We start from the raw sequence: 17,713 nt of genomic DNA, 5'->3' as shown, positions 1-17,713 counted from the left end.
TTGTCTGTACGGTTGATGGCTTGATGAGCCACAAAATATTATTTGGTTTCGGTTAGCTCAAATTCTTTGGAAATTTCACGCATTTCGTTGGTGGTTTTTTTGACATAGTCTTGTAGTTCTTGACCAGTCATAGCAAAGGGCAATAAATCACGAGAAGCACGCAGCTCAGCAAATTTGGGATCAGCCATCATCGCATCAAAGCGCTCTTTCCACCAAGTATAAGACTCTTCGCTCACTTGTGGGCCCATATAGTAGCCACGAATCACTGGCCATTCAACATCAAAACCTTGTTCTTTGGCAGTAGGAATGTCTTTTAGTTTACCTTCTAGGCGGTTAGGAGCAAATACTGCTAATACACGCACTTTACCAGATTCAATATGTGGACCCATCTCAGCAATGCCTGCACTAACTACGCTGATATGATTACCAAGCACAGCAGTTACAGCTTCGCCGCCACCTTCTAAGGCAACATAAGTCATGTCTTTGGGGTTGATACCAGCAGCTTTTGCCATCATGGCAGTTTGTAGCCAATCTTGACCACCCACGCTACCACCAGCACCAAAACTGATAGATTTTGGGTCTTTTTTGAGGGCATCCGCCAAATCTTGAAGTGTTTTTAGGGGGGACTCAGCATTGACAGCCACCATGCCATAGTCAGTACCTACGGCAGCGAGCCAACGCACATTGTCTTCGGTGTAGTTTTCACCGAACTTGCCTTGGGCAAGATTAAGCAGCGAGCCAGTTGAAAAAGCTACAATGGCATCATTGTTGGCAGGGTCATTGGCAACAATTTTGTTATAAGCAACCGCTCCTACGCCCCCTGGCATATAAGTAACACGCATGGGCTTGTCAAGTTGTCCTGTGTCTTTTAGACCGCTTTGGGCAAGTTTACAAGTCAAATCAAAGCCACCACCAGGTTTGGCAGGAGCAATACATTCAGGCTTGGCGGGGCTAAATCCTTGTGTTTCGTCCTTTTTGCAAGCGGTCAGTGTTAGAGCGCTACAAACAGCTACGGTGAGCAAGGCATATTTTTTAAAAGTCATGAGCTTGGTTCCTTAGAGCATCATTGTGTGAATGGCTATACCAAATTTATGGTGAAGCTTTAAAAAAATATCCCAAAACCATCTTTGTGTCAATATAAAAATATCAAATAATTTAATTAATAAAATGAAATAAAACCAGTGGCAATGTATGAATAAAAAATATTTTGGATAAAGTAGAAATAAAAATGCTTTAATAATGTGTCTTGGACATTTATTTTTATATTAACAAAATACATTTTGAGATATAATACAGCACATTTATTTTTGTTTAATGCAAAAAAATTGTACATATTGTGTGCATAAAATTAACAAGGCATAAAATGACAACCAATCTTCTAAATAAAATCAACACCCGCCGCACCTTCGCCATCATCTCTCACCCTGACGCTGGTAAAACCACCATGACCGAAAAGCTCTTACTATGGGGGCAGGCTATCCAAGTCGCGGGTGAAGTGCGTGGACGTAAAGCCGACCGCCATGCCACATCCGACTGGATGAGCATGGAGCAGGAGCGGGGCATTTCTATCACCACATCGGTCATGCAGTTTCCTTATAAAAACCACATGGTAAATTTGCTTGACACCCCTGGACACGCTGACTTTTCAGAAGATACCTATCGTACGCTCACCGCTGTGGACAGTGCCTTGATGGTGATAGATGGGGCAAAGGGCGTAGAAGAGCGGACGATTAAGCTAATGGACGTATGTCGGATGCGTGATACGCCGATTATCAGCTTTGTTAATAAACTTGACCGTGAGATTCAAAATCCACTAGCACTACTTGATGAGATAGAAAGCGTCTTAAAGATTAAATGTGTGCCGTTTGCTTATCCGATTGGCATGGGGCAGGATTTTGTGGGAGTGTATAGTTTTGTGGATGGCAAAACTTACTTTTACAAAAAAGGCTTTGGCTCGCAAATCACCGACATTGAGAGCCGAGACGGCTATGAACACGACGACATCAAAGCACGCCTAGGGCAAATCTTGTGGGATGAGTTTTTAGAAAATATTGAACTGGCTCAGATGGCTTACGAAGATTGGGACGAGCGTGAGTTTTTGGCAGGCAAACAAACGCCTGTGCTGTTTGGGACGGCACTGGGTAACTTTGGGGTAAATATGATACTGGACGTCTTGACCGAGTACGCCCCATCACCCAAAGACCATGAAGCGGTTGAGCGTACTGTCAAGGCAGATGAACCAAATTTTACGGGTTTTGTCTTTAAAATCCAAGCCAACATGGACCCCAAGCACCGCGACCGTGTGGCGTTTTTGCGAGTGTGCTCAGGCAAATACGAGCGTGGCATGAAAATGAATCATGTGCGTATCGGCAAAGAAGTGCGAGTGTCGGACGCATTGATGTTTTTGGCGGGCGACCGTGAGACGCTAGACGAAGCCTATGCTGGCGATATTATTGGTTTGCACAATCACGGTACGATTCAGATTGGCGACAGTTTTACTAGCGGTGAGACCTTAAATTTTACAGGCATTCCGCACTTTGCTCCTGAGCTGTTTCGCCGTGTGGTGCTAAAAGACCCGATGAAATCCAAACAGCTACAAAAGGGCTTACAACAGCTCTCCGAAGAAGGGGCAACGCAGGTGTTTATGCCCCAAATCAACAACGATTTGATTTTGGGGGCGGTGGGCGTACTGCAATTTGAAGTGGTGGCACACAGATTGCTAGAAGAATATAAGGTGCAATGCACTTTTGAGCCGATTAGTATCGCCACGGTGCGGTGGGTGCATTGTGATGACAAAGTAGCTTTTGAAAAATTTAAGAAAAAAGCCCACGACCAGCTTTCCATAGATGGTGGTGGCCATCTGACTTATCTGGCTCCAAGTCGTGTGAACTTACAGCTCATGCAAGAGCGGTATCCAGAAGTGGCGTTTAGAGCGACACGGGAGCACTGATGTGATGAGCCAAGCATTTACGCTTGGCTTTTTGCTTTTTCAATACAAGCTTTAAATTTGTGCATCATCATCTGATAAAGGTGATGTCAATAAATAGAAAAACTTAATTTTATATTGCTCAAACACACAAAAATTAACCCATTTTGATTTGCTATTAAAAAGACTTTGTGGTTATTACAAAGTCTTTTTGGCTACTTTTTATTCTATGGTAACATGAACACGGTCGTGATGAACTTCCACATTGACCACAGGGTCGCCATGCACAATGTCATTGATGGCCGCTTGTGAAATGGAGCCTTTTTGTAGCATGGCTGCCATTTTTTTGCGTTTTTGAGTGGTATTAAAATAGCAGTCTATATTGTCGCCTTCATCTCTTAACTCAGTAAAGCGATGGGCGTTGGCACGGTCTTGCTGTAAAATGGCGGCGGCGGTTGCACGGTTGGCGTGTGAACCGAGAAATTTGCCACTAGAATTATACTTATCACCCTGACTGATATAAGCGGTATAAGAGCATAGATATTTTGCGTGAGCGGTAGAAACGCCAGCCAGTGTGATGATGGCAAGTAAAGTCAATAGTTTTTTCATACAAACTCCCATAGCTAAGAACGACATTCTTTGATGAGTAATTCAGGACGATATTCAAAATGTGGCGTGTCGTAACTTGCCCATTTGCCACCCCAAATAAAACCATGTTTTTCAAAAATTTGTACCACTTGATTTAGGTTTTGCTCTTGCAATACGGCTTGTGGAAATGGGCAGGCTTTATCTTCACTTTTACAACCATCCCAACGCCAGTATTTGTGCAGATGTTTGGGTAGGTGAAAATCCACCGCAATGCCAAAACTGTGTGTGCTAAGACGATTTGTGCCAGCGATTTTGCGAAAGTTGAACGTGCCTAATGACGTGGCAACATATTTGCTCAGCACAGGATTTTGGGCAATCTCATCACCAACTTTTTTAAGTTGGTTGGCAGCCCCATTGACTTTGGTAAATTGTAGGTTTTTCTTGGCAGGTTGCCAATAAACTTTGACCAAATTGGCATTTACCGCCGATGATGTACCGCCATACATATTGATAAAAAATTCATCGTTTCTTAGACGTCCTGCATCTTGGTATTGTTTGGGTGCTTTAAAATCCAATGGATAAGTTTGCGAAAGCTGGTCGGCAACAGAAGCCTTTTTTAAACGTTCAGTAAATGGTGCGTTGCTAACTTTGCCGATGGCTAGGGTTTTGCCGTTTTTAAACATGATGGTGTTATTTTGTACGGCACTAATGCTGTCAGGATAGGCTTTGGTTAAGCAGTTGGCGATATTGATTTGGGCATAAGCCGGTAGGGCGACCATGCCACACATAACCATCATAAAAAGCGACCGCATGATGTTATCCTAAAAGAAAAAATGGCTGATTTAGATATGTGGTATCAAACTTATATTAGCAATATCTAAAATATTATTCAAGCCATCATTTGGTTTTTTGTGGTTTATTTTTGTAGCTCTTTGTTTGTGGATTTATAAAAATAGATGACAGTAGCATCACCATTTTTGATTGAAAACATCACCTTTATTGATGAGCAATGATAAATGAAATGCTTGTTTTGGCTTGATAAGAAAATGAACAATCATGATTATCGGCACTCATCTTTGTGCTGAACAATTTATTTACAAATCATCAAACCATGCTAAAATAAACAATTTGGCTTAATTGGGGCAAGTCGTGGATTTTATTTTGGGTGTTGTGGATTTTATTTTGCACATCGGCGAGCATTTGCAAGAGTTGGTGGACAATCACGGCAAATGGATTTATGCCATTTTATTTGTCATTGTTTTTTGTGAAACAGGGCTTGTGGTTACGCCATTTTTGCCGGGGGATTCCATGTTATTTGCCGCAGGAGCGATTGCGGCGGTGGGTGAGATGAATGTTTGGCTACTGATGGTGCTACTTATCATTGCGGCGATTGTTGGTGATTTTGTCAATTTTGAGATTGGTAAACATTTTGGCAGACGCTTGTTTTCGCATTCTGATTCTAAAATTTTTAAACAAGCCTATCTACACAAAACCCAGAGCTATTACGCCAAATATGGCGGTCGCACCATCATCATCGCACGTTTTGTGCCGATTGTCCGTACTTTTGCACCTTTTGTCGGCGGTATGGGTAATATGCCTTATAAGGATTTTGCTCGTTATAATATTATCGGGGCGATTTTGTGGGTGGTGTCTTTTACCATGCTGGGTTATTTTTTTGGGCAGTTGCCTTTTATTAAAAAATACTTTACCTTTTTTATGATTGGCATTATTGTGGTGTCGGTTGTGCCAATGATTGTAGAGATTATCCGCCATCGTAAATTAAAATAAATCGCCATGTTAATTTGTCCCATTTGTCATACGGATTTGGTGTTGTGTGGTAAATCCTACATCTGCCAGCACCGCCACAGTTATGATTTATCCAAAGACGGCTATGTAAATTTGCACGTGGTTCAGCACAAAAACAGCCACAATGCAGGTGATACCACCGTCTCGGTACAGTCTCGCAGGCGTTTTTTGGCAGGTGGCTTTTATGCTCCACTGCAAGATAAAATAGGTCAAATCATGAGCGATTTATCACCAGATACCGTGTTGGACATTGGTTGTGGCGAAGGGTATTATACCAGCGTTTTGGCTCATCACAGCAGGCGGGTGATTGGTCTGGACATTGCCAAAACTGCCATCATTACTGCTTCAAAAACTTATAAAAATCAGTTGTCTGGTAAAAACATCACCTGGGTGGTCGGCACAGGAGCTATTTTACCTGTGGCACAAAACAGTGTGGACATTTGCACAAGTTTTTTTAGCCCTTTGCCTAAGGGACAGATGTTGAATGTGTTAAAATCAGATGGTTATCTGTTGATGGCGACCCCTGCACCACAGCATTTGTATGCCATGCGTCAAAGGTTATTTGATAGAGTAAATCCCCACAATCCCACCAAGTTTATAAATGAGCTTGCCCCTGAGTTTAGGCTAATAAATGAATGGCAAATCAGTCATGCAATGATATTAGATAGCCAAAATTTAACAGATTTAATGAACATGACCCCTTATGCTTACAAAGCAAAACTCGACAAAAAGACAGCCTTAAAAAGTGAAAACAACTTTCATGTAACAGCAGCGTTTTGTGTGTATTTATTTAAAAAAGTTTAATCTTAATTGATAAAATGACTTAATTGGCACATTGCTCTTTTTGGGTAAAAATCATCTATCTCCAAAGCCCACAATTTAATCTTGATGTATCATCACCGCAAACGATAAAACGTTGGCTGCCCATATTTTAACAACATCAGCCATCTTGACAATCCAAGACGGTTAAATGTCAGGTGATGAATGTTTATGTTCCTAAAAGCTATTTTGTTGGCGCTGTGATAAATAACCATACCGTGAGTAACCCTTTTTTGTGATAATTTTGTGTGATTTTAACAAGTGATTTAAGTTATAATAGCCATTTAAAAAATTATCACTTGGAAGATTTATGCTGACTCATGACCAATTTATCACCCTTGCCGAAGCAGGATATACGCATATTCCTCTGATTAAAAAACGCCTGATGGATGATGCCACGCCTGTATCGGTCTTTGCAAATTTACGCAAGTTTTTTGGCTCAGCGTATTTATTTGAGTCGGTGGTGGGTGGTGAGCGTTGGGCAAGATACTCTATGATTGGGCTTGGTTCGGACATTGTCATACAATACCATGATGGCAAAGTGGTATTAAAAAATACCAAAACAGATGAAGTCATCACCAGTGAGCAAAATCCTTTTGAGTTTATTCGTGATTTTATGGCAAAGTACAAAATGCCAACACAAGAGACGGTCAGTGAGTTACCTGCGTTCAGTGGTGGGCTTGTTGGGTATTTTGGTTATGATATGATACGGGTGATTGAGCCATCTGTGGGTGTATCAAATTCGCCCAATCCACTAAATTTGCCTGATATGTGGCTGACTTTATCCAGTCAGGTGGTGGTGTTTGATAATCTAGAACACACTTTATCCATTGTCGTCTATGCTGACACAAAACAAAAAGACGGCTACAAAAAAGCACGCAAAAATCTGGACATCATTGAAAATCTTTTGGCTCATAAGCCTGATTTATCGGTTAAAAAACAGCCTTTGCCACACTTTGTGTCGCAGACAGGGCAAAATAAATTTTGTACCGATGTGAATCGTATTAAAGAATACATCAAAGCAGGCGATGTCATGCAAGTAGTGCCAGCCCAGCGTTTGTCAGGGGAATTTGATGGCGACCCATTGGCGGTGTATCGGGCATTGCGTTACCTAAATCCATCGCCATATCTGTTTTTGGTGCAAGGAGAGACAGCAGACGGTGAACCGTTTCATGTGGTGGGTGCGTCCCCTGAGATTTTATCACGCATTGAAAAAGTGGGCGATGAATGCCAAGTTACCGTGCGACCTTTGGCAGGCACAAGACGACGTGGCGTAGATAATGAAGAAGATTTGGCGTTGGAAGCTGAGCTGTTATCAGACCAAAAAGAAATCGCCGAGCATTTGATGCTGATTGACCTTGGACGAAACGACATTGGTAAGGTGTGCAAGATTGGCACAGTGAAAGTAACGGATAAAATGTTTATTGAGCGGTACTCACAAGTCATGCATATTGCCAGTAATGTGGAAGGGCGAGTGCGTGCTGATAAGGACGCTTTGGATGTATTTTGTGCGACATTTCCCGCAGGCACATTGTCAGGAGCACCCAAAATCCGAGCCATGCAAATCATTGATGAGGTTGAACCTGTTCGCCGTAGTATTTTTGGTGGTGCGGTGGGCTATTTGGGTTGGTCAGGCAACATGGACACTGCCATCGCCATTCGTACAGCGGTGCTAAAAGATGGACAAGTGCATATCCAAGCAGGGGCAGGCGTGGTGGCAGACTCCGACCCTGTGGCAGAGTGGGAAGAGACCAACAAAAAAGCCCTTGCCATCGTCAAAGCGGTTCAGATGGCGTGTGGGGGGCTAGATATTTGATTGGGGGTTACTCTTAAATCAATTCAAATTTTAAGATGAACAGTTTCAACAGGTACTAAAAAACCTTCTGTTTTTGTTGAACGCCATAATTTGCCTGGCAGCTCTTCTTTGATTTGAGTTTCTTCCAACAACTTGTTCATGATTTCACTGAGTAGTTGTTCATCACATTCAATGGATTTTTCATCAAGAAATGCACGAATGTCATCAAGTTCGCCCATTTGGTAGGTGTCAAAATATTCAGCGACAGCTTTATGGGCTTTTTTCTCATTACTTGAACCAAGATATGCCAACCCAACTACGATAAAAATACATATTAACCATAATGGCACATCAAAGTCAAGCAAGCTCAAACCATATTGTATTATCCAAGAGATGCCCCCAACGATAATAGCAAAAACAATAAAAATCCAAATTCTTTTTAAGATTGCCCATGCAATCGCAAGCATGAACAAGCCTATTATCAAAGAAATGATGATTTCCATTATTGCTCCGTGGGTTTGTCAATATCAAATTTTAATGATTTATTTTCTATTAACGCCAGTTTTGCTTGTGCATTTAGGTGTTCATCTACATTAAATACTGAGGTGGAGCTTTTTTTGTTTATCCAAGCACCCTGTGAATTTTGAAAGTAAAAATCAAAAGAGACTTGCATGGTGTTATCTTCCAAATAATTCAATGTGGCATGACCTGTAATAAAGTTTAGGTTTTCATCACGTTCAGCTTGCAAGATAAACTTATCGGTGCTTTTGGAAAAACATGACATGAAGTCAAAGGCTGATTTTTGGTTGTGCGCTATAAGGCTTGGCAGTATTTTTTGGGTGATGACATTCTCAACAAACTGTTCAAATTCAGTATCAAAGTCGTTGTTTTTATTCATTTCATATCTCCAAATGTAGTTCAGATTGCACTTCATCAGTAATATCAACAGGCGAGTTGGTTCTTTCTAATTTTCTACGAATATCTTCTGGGATTTCGTTTGGCGATATTTCTCGTGTAACAACAGTTTCCTGCCAATTGCCTCGTTCATTTTTAGAAAAGAATTTTTGTAATGCTTTTAGTGTTGCAAGCTTGGAATTACCTGTTTCAAGGTAAGTTTTAAAACCAACAATTAGGCTGGGTATTAAATGTGATTTAATACGCTCAATACTCGCCTGAATAAATGATTTGATTTCTTTCCAAAATACTGATACAACCACCACGCCCGCAATGAGACCTGCGACCAAAAAGGGAATCATAGACTTTCTCCGTCATTAAGTTGAGATTTAACATATTCTTCTGAGACAATTCTTGTATTAACCTTGGTTTTTGTACCAGAATTTTCTCTTTTGCTTTTTTGGATAGATTCTATTTTGTTTTTTAGATTTTCATGGGTAACAATGTCCATTTTATCTGTTTTTGCTGAAAATGCAGACAGTAAAATGGCATTTGAGATGTCTGAACCGCTCAGTCCATCGGATAATTTGACAATCTGTGTAATATCAATAGAGTGAGGTAATTTTTTGGGAATGTATTTATTAAACAGATGTATTCGTGTTTCTTCGTCAGGTAGCGTGTATTCAATGTGCATCAGAATGCGACGCATGAAAGCTGGGTCATAATTACTGATAAAATTGGTCGCAAAAATTACAGTGTCATTATAATCATTTAGCAATGTTAGCATGACTGAGCGAGTTTGATTAACACTGGTATCGGTTGCACTTGTCATATTGGTTACACGGCGACTTAAAATGGCATCTGCTTCATCAAAAAATAAAATGGCATCATTATTTTTGGCAAATTCAAAAGCAGCTTGGATATTTTTTGGTGTTTCTCCAACATATTTTGATTCTATATCGCCATAATTTACCAATATTAGCCTTTTGCCAAGTGCATGAGCAATGGCATGAGCAGACATGGTTTTTCCTGTGCCAGGTTCACCATAGAGATTGATAATCATTTTATTATCAAATTTATGAGTATCAACAAATCCCCAGTCATCAAATACTTCTTTTTGATACTGCCTAAGTCCAATGGCACGTTCCAATTCGGACTTGGTTTTGGCGGGTAGAACCAAATCATCCATCTGATATAATGCTTCACTTAATTCAAATGAAATTTTTGGAGGTGTTTTGGGTTTATTTTCCTGTGAGTTCACAGGGTTATCAATAGGTGAGTTGGACTTTTTGTTAAAAAAAGAATTTGTATTAATTGGCATAGCATTTCCTTTTTATGATGAATTTAAATTTATGATAAATTTAAATATGTTTTTAGTTCATTTTCCAGATCATCTTGCCACTGTTTTGGCTCAATGACGGTCAAATGCGGTATCCATGAGCGTATCATGGGGAAAATCTGCAATTTTTGATACACATGGCTTTCTATTAACAACTTACCATCGTTTGATGAACTGATGATTTTTTGATTGGGTAAGATGTGTTTTTGTCTAAAAAACTCGCTGGCATAATTATCCGCTTGTATCACTACTTTAATCAGCTCTTTGCCAAACCAAATCCCACCATTATCATCAATCTTATCTTTAATGGCATCATTGATTTTAAATTGACTTTTGGTTAAACTTAGGTTGATGATTTTGCTTATGCGATAAGTTTTAATATCATCACTGCCGTTTTGTGTGCCTATCACATACCAGCAACCACGATGGTTGATGAGTTTATAAGGCTGTACGGTGCGAATGGTGTTGGCGTATTCAAAAACAATCACTTTATTATCCAAAACCGCTTGTTTTATCAGCTTTATCACCTCGGATAAAACCGTGCTGTTTTCATATTCATAACCTTTGATTTGAATTGAGCCGTTAGATTTTTGTTTGATAAGCTCTCTTAAAAAACCAATGTCCATACTTGGCAACAAAAATTCAATACCCACCAATTCAACCAACTCATAAAACTCTTTTTGGGTCAAATCAGATTTGCACCGGTTATCCAAATATACTGCCCCACGTTCACGAATCAGTGGCAGATAGCTTTCTAAGCGAAGCAAGTCTCGGCGAATGGTTTTGATACATACGCCATGGTCATGGGCAAGGTCTTGGATGTTTAGGGATTCACCACTATTTAGGCGGTGAAAAATATTTGCCAACCTTTCTGCCAGTCGTTCATGTTTGCCTTTTGTGCCTTTTATACTCATTTGGGTGCTACTATATACGATAAGACGCTTAAAAATCTTTTTTGTTAAAAAAGAATGTAGACATTATAAATGGCCAATAGGACAGGTTGTGTCCATTTTTGCTTTTGATAAAAATAAAATGTGTATTTTTTTATTCATAGGTTTTGTATTTGTATGAGATGATGTGTTATTGTTTGGCGCATGGGTGTTTGACCAAATCACCACATGATGATTTAAAAATAAAAAAATAATATAAATCAAAATCTTATAAAATTATTTCAATTTTTTTTAAAAAAGTGCTTGCATGATTTTTAAATTGTGTTATTATACGCACCACTTAGGAAATACCGCCGGCTTAGCTCAGTTGGTAGAGCAACTGACTTGTAATCAGTAGGTCGCCAGTTCGACTCCGGCAGCCGGCACCACTCCTAAGAAATATTCAGGTAAGCCCAATACTAGGGCTTAATCTTTTAACAGACCATTAAAAGAATGCCTGTCTAAGTTGGTGGGGTTGGGGAGCGGTCAAACCCAACAGACTGTAACTCTGTCGCGAAAGCTTCGAAGGTTCGAATCCTTCCCCCACCACCATTTATTTTCTACCAAAATACCCTTGCGGGTGTAGTTTAGTGGTAGAACCTCAGCCTTCCAAGCTGATGGTGCGGGTTCGATTCCCGCCACCCGCTCCATAATTTCAGATTTTGCTCTTATAGCTCAGCGGTAGAGCACTCCCTTGGTAAGGGAGAGGTCTCGAGTTCAATTCTCGATAAGAGCTCCATATATAAACCCTTGAAATGTTGATGTTTCAAGGGTTTTTTGTGTGAAAAATGCATAAATAAAGATAATTTATGTCAAGAATTAGCATCATAAGAATATCAGAACCACACAAAAAGGCATTGGTTGCCACATTGGAGTGATGATAAACGCTTGTTGTTAAACATAAGTTTAATTTGATAAGAAATCACGTTTTTTTGATTTTAAAGGTTTCTTTATCATAACTTTTGATTGTTTATATAAGAAACACTCAAAATAATGTATCAAAAAGCAAAACCCCTTGAAATATAAGCATTTCAAGGGGTTCATAGACGGTCGTAAACACTACCGAACTACTATTATTTTATTATTATTTTCAATAACTTATATTGAGCATAATTTTTCTATACCAACAAATATACCAACAAAAAATAATATGACCCCTATTTTTGGCTAATTTTCTGTTTTTTTTTGATGGGGTAAATATAAAAAATCGGACCGTAATCGGACCGTTATTTTGGAATTATCCATAAAAATTCTTAGTGTTGTTTGGTGATATTTCTTGATGTTTTTCCCAATTTTGAGCAAAACTAACAAATATGCAAGGTATTTTACCACAGAATTTAGCATTTTAGATGCCATTTTACCAAGTGTTATCATGACTTTGTAACAGGCTCATCAAAGCAGGATTGATAAATAACTTCTCTTTACCTGCTCTGACTTCTTGCAATATGCCAATATCAACCAGTTTGGATAGGTAGTTACTGGCAGTTTGGCGTTTGGCGATGCCCTTATCTACCACATTACCAATACGGCAGTAAGGCTGTTCAAAGATTAAATCCACCAGCTCACGGCTATAAATCTGCCCTGCTTTGTCTTTGATGATATGGGCGGTGTGCTGGTGTAGCTCTTTGATGGCTAGTATTTTGGCGGTTGTCCATTCGCTGGTGTCTTTGATGGCTGTTAGCATATAGCTAAGCCAAGTTTGCCAGTCTGACCGCTCTGTTACGCCAAGTAAGCCCTGATAATAACCTGCCTTGTTTTGGATAATATAACGGCTTAGATACAAAATGGGCAAATCTAGCAAGCCTTTATCAATCAGATACAAAATGTTTATCACTCTGCCAGTTCGTCCATTACCATCAAAATAGGGGTGTATGGCTTCAAACTGATAATGAGCAATCGCCATTTTAACCAAAGGGTCTAAGTCATCATCAGCGTGTAAAAACTGCTCCCAGTTGGCAAGTAGGGCATGAATGGTGGCGGTGTCATTGGGTGGGGTGTAGGTGGTTTGCCCTAGATGGTTTCTAAGCTCCACATTGCCAGTACGCACCCCCAATGTAACACCTTTGATGGTTTGGCAGACATCTAAGGCGGTGTTGGCAGTTAGGGGGCGTGTTTTAATCGCCTGTATGCCCTGATAAAGGGCGGTGCGGTATCTTAGGGCTTCTTTGGTGGCATGGTCGCTGTGGCTGTCATCATAGGCGTATTGAAACAGTTTGTCGGTGGTGGTAACGATATTTTCTATCTCACTACTGCCTTGGGCTTCTAGTAGGGGAATAATGTTTATGAGCATGGCTTGGTTAGGGATTAACTCACCTGCCTGTCTAAGCCCTGCTAGGCTGGCTCGTGCTTCTACACATAGCTTTAAAATGGCTTTGGTCTCTACATCTTGGCTGGGTGGTAATAGGGGTAAATCATTATAGGGTTGGTTGGCTTGCCATGTCATGGGGTGTTCTCATGTTTATAAAATCGCAAAACGTAAACATGATAGCATGGATATGTTTATGGCGTAAACATGATAGCCTTGTCATGTTTAAGAAATTGCAAAACGTAAACATGAAAAAGCATCTATGATGGTGCTTTTGTAGCTAGCTCCAAATAAGACCATAATTTAGCTCATCTTAGGGCATTTAGGCTGTTTAGGCAAAGTTAAAAAATTTATATAAAACTTAAAAAATCGTTCCTATTTTCCTAATTTCCCCTTTCAAGCCTTGACTGATAAGGGCTTATATACTAGGAACGATTTTAAGCAACTTTCCTAACATAAGGCTCTATCCTTTGATAAGTAAGGCTTTTACTAGGTTGGGAATGATTTTCCTAATTTTCCTAATTGCTTTCCTATTTTCTTAAATGATGATAGTTTTGTTAGGAAATTAGGAAAAAAATACTATTGAATTAGGAAAGTTGGAAAAATCTTTCCTAAATGGTGAAATCCCAATAACTGTAAGGTTTCGTTGATTGTATTAGGAAAATTGTAAAAAATCGTTCCTAATAACAAAACCCTTTAACCATAAGGTATAAAGGGCTATATTAGGAAAATAGGAACGGTTTTTTAAGTTTATACTAAAATTTCAGGATTTAACCTAATGATTTTAGTTTTGCCTTTCATTTCTATGCAAACATAACTAGCATTCTCAAGAACTTCTAAAATTTCTTTTAGGTATTTGCTGTTTTTTAGCATAGGCTTGGGGCAACCTATATAAATTACGCTCCAATTTAAGCAATCAGTCTTTTTAGTCTTGCACCGTTTAATAAGCCACGCTAATAACTTCTGTATGTCGCTAGGCTCATTATCTGCCATATCACTATAATTTATCCTTTCTGACATAGAATATTCCACCAGCTCAAACGCCCCTTGCAGGTGTCGCACTTCCACACACTCACTATCACTAAAAAAGGCTAGTAGGGTAGCAATACGGCTGGCATAGGCGGTATAATGCTCTAATCTGCCCCCTTTGGCTTGCTCATGCTCTATCTTTTGCTGATACTCCTGCAAGGCTCGTTTAGCCCCTTGACCAAAGGGCATATTATGGCGGTGTGGTGTGCCGTCTGCATGGGTGGGCATACCACGATTAAGTAAGGCGGTGCATCTTTGCCAATAGTTTTTTAAGATGTAGTCTTGGTAGGGGTTGGTTTCGGTGAGCCAGTCTCTTTGCCCAATCAAAGACGGCTCAAAAGAGAACAGACACCGTGCCAACAAGCCCTGACCACTTAACAAGGGGTCATTGAGTGCTGGCTCTATAATTACCGCTTGCCCTGCCAAATCTAGGGTGATACGGCAGTTATAAGCATTGGTATGGTAGGTTGCTCCTTTGGCTCTGCTACTTCTCATGCGGTGAGCTTCGCCACTGCTCCAAAGGGTGGTATAACTGGTTAGGGCGTTGGCGTTGGTATCAGCTTTCATACTATGACCACCAAAAAACGCCCCTGCTTCATCAGATGCCCAAGACTGATTATAGCTTTCCATCATGATAAATCTATCTAATATGCTCTCTATGGTGGCATCTTTTAAAGTGGTAGTGGGATTGGTGGGTTTATTAGTACTGGCTAGGTAGTCTGCTCGCTCTTTGCTCTTTAGGGTTTCTTTGGCTTGGGTGTATTCGTCCATCAGCTCTATAAACTCTTTGTAGGCTTGTTTGTCGTGGTCATGGATTGCTTTGTATGCCAGTTTATTAACTTGGGTTTTACCGCCCCCTGATGGGGCTTGGGTGAGCAAAAACAAACTGACTGGCTTATGTTCATAGCCAAAAGGAGCGTTCACAAACATTTGTCCAATGGTGGATAATGCCCCCAATACGCTTTGTCCTGCCATGCTAAGCGGTGTTTGGGTGTGATGGCTGATGGCTTTTACCACCCCTGCCAGCTCACCAAAGGCATCTACTGGGTAGGGGTTATGGTGCTTGGTAGAGTTGACCAATGGGGCAAGCTCGCCCCATGTATCTGCTTGGTGGACTTTAACCCCATCACCTGCCATCATCTCTGCCAATGTCTCATTTGCCAATGCTACCGATAAAGGAGCAATATGGCTTATCACATCACCATGTGGATAGTCTATGGGCTTATCATGAGTGGTATAAACACAAATGGGCTTAAATGTGTTTAAAACCGCCTTAAATGACGTTTCTAGGTGGTTGGGTAGGCTAACTACTGCACCGCCCTTAGATGTGCCTTGTAGGGCGTTATAGAGTGCTTGGGCGTTGTCTAATCCCAAGACGGCATGAATGGGGCTGGATAATTCCCCATACACCACCGCCACCCCCTTAGCTTGGGGGTATGGGTAGGATTTACGCCCATTAGGATAAATCAGCACACTTTTTGGCTTGCCATCTTTATCAAATAGCTTAATGCCTGCTGTTTGACCTGTCATGCCATCTAGTCCATCAGCATCTACCACATGGCTAATGTCCACACATGGCAGGTCATCATGATAAATATTCCCAGTGTAAGCAGGTAGGGTGTCAATAAATAAGGTGGTCTTAGTCATGCTTGCCCCCTAACATCTTATTGACGGCTTGGCGTTCTCTGTCTGCCGTTTCGCCCCATTCCAAAGCATAAATCTGTGTGATGTGTGCTAGGGCTTGGATTTGGTAGGGTAGTAGGTTGCCACGTCCGATAAGTTGTAATGCGGTGGCAATGTCATCAAAAGCACCTTGAATGGCTTCTAATGTGTCTTCTGTGTCTTCCAAATCCCATGCTGACACCTTAACAGCATCATCAATGCTGGTGATGGTCTTGTTAGGTTGTGTGGTGGTTTGGGTGGGATTGCCTTTGGTAGGCTGTGGGGTGTGTTTGGTACTCATGCGAATACTCCTATTGTTTTAGTTAGTAAAGCACCACCCCAAATAGGGTGGCAGGTCTCAACTACCGACAATAGACGGCTGGGGCTATTCCCTTTCGGTCTTGTATTTACCCCTATCAACCCGCCATAAACTGCTGATAGCCTGCTTATGCAAGTATCTAGTAATGACGTGATAAATGCACTTAATGCACAGGTGGCATTAGGCATAAAAATAGCCAAAGTATGACGGCTTGGCATGACCGCTATTGTTTTAGTAGTGGCGGTATTATTGCTTAGATTTGAACTCTTTGCAAGTGTCCTAACCATCAAAACATACATTATTATAGCTATGTTTATAATAAATATATATTTTTTATTTAGCACAACGGTCCGTGCTTTCGTAGTGCTAGTGCACCAAGAATATATAGAGAAATTTTCTACATTATCCTGATTTATAAGGTACTTATCAAGTGAAATAAATTCATTTAATATGTCTTTAAATACAATTTTACTCATGGTAAAATACTCCTGTTTTGTGATGTCCCCCTTGTACCGATTGGCAAGGGGGTTTTGTTTAAATAAGACTTTTCCGACACATACGCGCGCGTGAGACTGCCTAAGGTTATTTGCGTTTCGTAAACTTATGAAACCCATCATGTCAAAGGGCATCACCAATCATCACGATTTCCATGATGGTTGAGCTATTGACCTTTGGTATAAGTCATTGATTTTTCCGCTCCCTTTTTTTATGGAGCTTGGAGAAATGGAGATTTTTCACTACAATCAATTTTTTTTATGCGTAAGATGGGGCGTGGTGTCCAACAAACGGCTTGCCAAGATTTTTTGATGCCCCCCATCAGCTCACCCAGTGAATTTTAGATTTTAAATCTGATATTTGACATTTGGGGGTCAAAATCACCCTATGGCAATTCATATACTGGTGAAATACACCACAAATCTGATGATTTTTGAGTAGATTTGCCTTGATAACTTGCTACTTTTGCTCAAAATCAATCAGTCCTAAGGTGTCCAAAAATGCCCCTAGATGCCAAATTGAAATGCCATACCCAAACTTTTAATTTTGCGGTTATAAAAATTTGAGTGGGTGGGCGGTCATAGCACCAAAGGGTGTGAACTTTTTGCCACCCCTGACCTTTGGGGCAAAGCCGTAAAAACGGCTTCGGCATACAATCCATACTCACCTGAAAGGCTAGGGTATCTCATGTGTTATGTGTTGGTACGTCTAGCAAATACCCACCAATCCTAAACACTTCTGCCAATATGTCCTTGTGATACATCTTAACCTTGCCCCATCTTGGGTCGGTGGTTTCTTGGTAAGGTA

General features: G+C 40.5%; 16 protein-coding genes and 4 tRNA genes. 8 read left to right on the top strand and 12 right to left on the bottom strand.

Annotated elements, in window-relative coordinates; all coding sequences use genetic code 11:
• Positions 1-38 precede the first annotated feature (38 nt).
• On the bottom strand, positions 39-1,043 hold the full coding sequence (locus CEW93_RS10275) for a tripartite tricarboxylate transporter substrate binding protein (RefSeq protein ID WP_089540320.1): 1,005 nt from the start codon (positions 1,041-1,043) through the stop codon (positions 39-41).
• 320 nt (positions 1,044-1,363) lie between these two features.
• Between CEW93_RS10275 and CEW93_RS10270 the strand changes: the two genes are divergently transcribed.
• The gene (locus tag CEW93_RS10270) at positions 1,364-2,950 is read left to right on the top strand and encodes a peptide chain release factor 3 (protein ID WP_089540318.1); all 1,587 of its coding nucleotides are present in this window, start codon (positions 1,364-1,366) and stop codon (positions 2,948-2,950) included.
• A gap of 198 nt (positions 2,951-3,148) precedes the next feature.
• Here the strand turns inward: CEW93_RS10270 and CEW93_RS10265 are convergent, their stop codons facing one another.
• Positions 3,149-3,535 carry a hypothetical protein gene (locus CEW93_RS10265; RefSeq protein WP_089540317.1) on the bottom strand — a complete coding sequence of 129 codons (387 nt, stop codon included), beginning with the start codon at positions 3,533-3,535 and terminating at the stop codon, positions 3,149-3,151.
• Between the two features lie 14 nt (positions 3,536-3,549).
• Positions 3,550-4,326, bottom strand: a complete 777-nt coding sequence (locus CEW93_RS10260) for a M15 family metallopeptidase (RefSeq protein WP_089540314.1) — start codon at positions 4,324-4,326, stop codon at positions 3,550-3,552.
• Positions 4,327-4,675: 349 nt separating this feature from the next.
• On the opposite strand from CEW93_RS10260, the gene CEW93_RS10255 reads away from it, so the two are divergent.
• The 3 genes from CEW93_RS10255 to trpE all read left to right on the top strand — a co-directional run bounded on the left by CEW93_RS10255 (position 4,676) and on the right by trpE (position 7,955).
• On the top strand, positions 4,676-5,302 hold the full coding sequence (locus CEW93_RS10255; protein WP_089540343.1) for a DedA family protein: 627 nt from the start codon (positions 4,676-4,678) through the stop codon (positions 5,300-5,302).
• Complete coding sequence (locus tag CEW93_RS10250; RefSeq protein ID WP_089540312.1) at positions 5,303-6,124, top strand: putative RNA methyltransferase; 822 nt, start codon at positions 5,303-5,305, stop codon at positions 6,122-6,124.
• 325 nt (positions 6,125-6,449) lie between these two features.
• A complete protein-coding gene (gene trpE, locus CEW93_RS10245; RefSeq protein WP_089540310.1) occupies positions 6,450-7,955 on the top strand; it encodes an anthranilate synthase component I in 1,506 nt (501 codons plus the stop codon).
• Positions 7,956-7,978: 23 nt separating this feature from the next.
• Here the strand turns inward: trpE and CEW93_RS10240 are convergent, their stop codons facing one another.
• The 5 genes from CEW93_RS10240 to CEW93_RS10220 are packed head-to-tail and all read right to left on the bottom strand — an operon-like array spanning position 7,979 to position 11,081.
• A complete protein-coding gene (locus CEW93_RS10240) occupies positions 7,979-8,437 on the bottom strand; it encodes a hypothetical protein (RefSeq protein WP_089540308.1) in 459 nt (152 codons plus the stop codon).
• Positions 8,437-8,832, bottom strand: a complete 396-nt coding sequence (locus tag CEW93_RS10235) for a hypothetical protein (protein WP_089540306.1) — start codon at positions 8,830-8,832, stop codon at positions 8,437-8,439. The genes CEW93_RS10240 and CEW93_RS10235 overlap by 1 nt, the downstream gene beginning before the upstream one ends.
• Before the next feature lies 1 nt (position 8,833).
• Positions 8,834-9,190, bottom strand: a complete 357-nt coding sequence (locus tag CEW93_RS10230; protein WP_089540304.1) for a hypothetical protein — start codon at positions 9,188-9,190, stop codon at positions 8,834-8,836.
• Positions 9,187-10,149, bottom strand: a complete 963-nt coding sequence (locus CEW93_RS10225) for an ATP-binding protein (RefSeq protein ID WP_089540302.1) — start codon at positions 10,147-10,149, stop codon at positions 9,187-9,189. Before CEW93_RS10225 ends, CEW93_RS10230 begins: the two co-directional genes overlap by 4 nt.
• Before the next feature lie 29 nt (positions 10,150-10,178).
• On the bottom strand, positions 10,179-11,081 hold the full coding sequence (locus CEW93_RS10220) for a YafY family protein (protein ID WP_089540300.1): 903 nt from the start codon (positions 11,079-11,081) through the stop codon (positions 10,179-10,181).
• Positions 11,082-11,409: 328 nt separating this feature from the next.
• Here CEW93_RS10220 and CEW93_RS10215 point away from each other — a divergent pair.
• The 4 genes from CEW93_RS10215 to CEW93_RS10200 all read left to right on the top strand — a co-directional run bounded on the left by CEW93_RS10215 (position 11,410) and on the right by CEW93_RS10200 (position 11,835).
• Positions 11,410-11,485, top strand: a tRNA-Thr gene (locus tag CEW93_RS10215).
• Positions 11,486-11,564: 79 nt separating this feature from the next.
• A tRNA-Tyr gene (locus tag CEW93_RS10210) sits at positions 11,565-11,648 on the top strand.
• A gap of 24 nt (positions 11,649-11,672) precedes the next feature.
• Positions 11,673-11,746 (top strand) — tRNA-Gly (locus CEW93_RS10205).
• Positions 11,747-11,760: 14 nt separating this feature from the next.
• A tRNA-Thr gene (locus CEW93_RS10200) sits at positions 11,761-11,835 on the top strand.
• Between the two features lie 618 nt (positions 11,836-12,453).
• Here CEW93_RS10200 and fic read toward each other — a convergent pair.
• The 4 genes from fic to CEW93_RS10180 all read right to left on the bottom strand — a co-directional run bounded on the left by fic (position 12,454) and on the right by CEW93_RS10180 (position 16,887).
• The gene (gene fic / locus CEW93_RS10195) at positions 12,454-13,539 is read right to left on the bottom strand and encodes a protein adenylyltransferase Fic (RefSeq protein WP_089540298.1); all 1,086 of its coding nucleotides are present in this window, start codon (positions 13,537-13,539) and stop codon (positions 12,454-12,456) included.
• 612 nt (positions 13,540-14,151) lie between these two features.
• Complete coding sequence (locus CEW93_RS10190) at positions 14,152-16,077, bottom strand: DUF3987 domain-containing protein (RefSeq protein WP_089540296.1); 1,926 nt, start codon at positions 16,075-16,077, stop codon at positions 14,152-14,154.
• A complete protein-coding gene (locus CEW93_RS10185; protein WP_089540294.1) occupies positions 16,070-16,393 on the bottom strand; it encodes a hypothetical protein in 324 nt (107 codons plus the stop codon). The genes CEW93_RS10190 and CEW93_RS10185 overlap by 8 nt, the downstream gene beginning before the upstream one ends.
• Positions 16,390-16,887: a hypothetical protein gene (locus CEW93_RS10180; protein WP_143822788.1), complete on the bottom strand. Its 498-nt coding sequence runs from the start codon at positions 16,885-16,887 to the stop codon at positions 16,390-16,392. The genes CEW93_RS10185 and CEW93_RS10180 overlap by 4 nt, the downstream gene beginning before the upstream one ends.
• Between the last annotated feature and the right edge of the window lie 826 nt (positions 16,888-17,713).

The sequence above is a fragment of the Moraxella sp. VT-16-12 genome, from assembly GCF_002224245.2.
Classification (GTDB): Bacteria; Pseudomonadota; Gammaproteobacteria; order Pseudomonadales; family Moraxellaceae; genus Moraxella.
Note: the sequence above shows the minus strand (reverse complement) of the source record. Positions and strands in the feature narration are given on the sequence as shown.

Coding starts and splice junctions, on each gene's coding strand:
- CEW93_RS10260 (WP_089540314.1), bottom strand. CDS start 4,326: ATGCGGTCGCTTTTTATGATGGTTATGTGTGGCATGGTCGCCCTACCG.
- CEW93_RS10185 (WP_089540294.1), bottom strand. CDS start 16,393: ATGAGTACCAAACACACCCCACAGCCTACCAAAGGCAATCCCACCCAA.
- CEW93_RS10220 (WP_089540300.1), bottom strand. CDS start 11,081: ATGAGTATAAAAGGCACAAAAGGCAAACATGAACGACTGGCAGAAAGG.
- CEW93_RS10275 (WP_089540320.1), bottom strand. CDS start 1,043: ATGACTTTTAAAAAATATGCCTTGCTCACCGTAGCTGTTTGTAGCGCT.
- CEW93_RS10190 (WP_089540296.1), bottom strand. CDS start 16,077: ATGACTAAGACCACCTTATTTATTGACACCCTACCTGCTTACACTGGG.
- CEW93_RS10225 (WP_089540302.1), bottom strand. CDS start 10,149: ATGCCAATTAATACAAATTCTTTTTTTAACAAAAAGTCCAACTCACCT.
- CEW93_RS10230 (WP_089540304.1), bottom strand. CDS start 9,190: ATGATTCCCTTTTTGGTCGCAGGTCTCATTGCGGGCGTGGTGGTTGTA.
- CEW93_RS10180 (WP_143822788.1), bottom strand. CDS start 16,887: ATGAGTAAAATTGTATTTAAAGACATATTAAATGAATTTATTTCACTT.
- fic (WP_089540298.1), bottom strand. CDS start 13,539: ATGACATGGCAAGCCAACCAACCCTATAATGATTTACCCCTATTACCA.
- CEW93_RS10240 (WP_089540308.1), bottom strand. CDS start 8,437: ATGGAAATCATCATTTCTTTGATAATAGGCTTGTTCATGCTTGCGATT.
- CEW93_RS10235 (WP_089540306.1), bottom strand. CDS start 8,832: ATGAATAAAAACAACGACTTTGATACTGAATTTGAACAGTTTGTTGAG.
- trpE (WP_089540310.1), top strand. CDS start 6,450: ATGCTGACTCATGACCAATTTATCACCCTTGCCGAAGCAGGATATACG.
- CEW93_RS10265 (WP_089540317.1), bottom strand. CDS start 3,535: ATGAAAAAACTATTGACTTTACTTGCCATCATCACACTGGCTGGCGTT.
- CEW93_RS10270 (WP_089540318.1), top strand. CDS start 1,364: ATGACAACCAATCTTCTAAATAAAATCAACACCCGCCGCACCTTCGCC.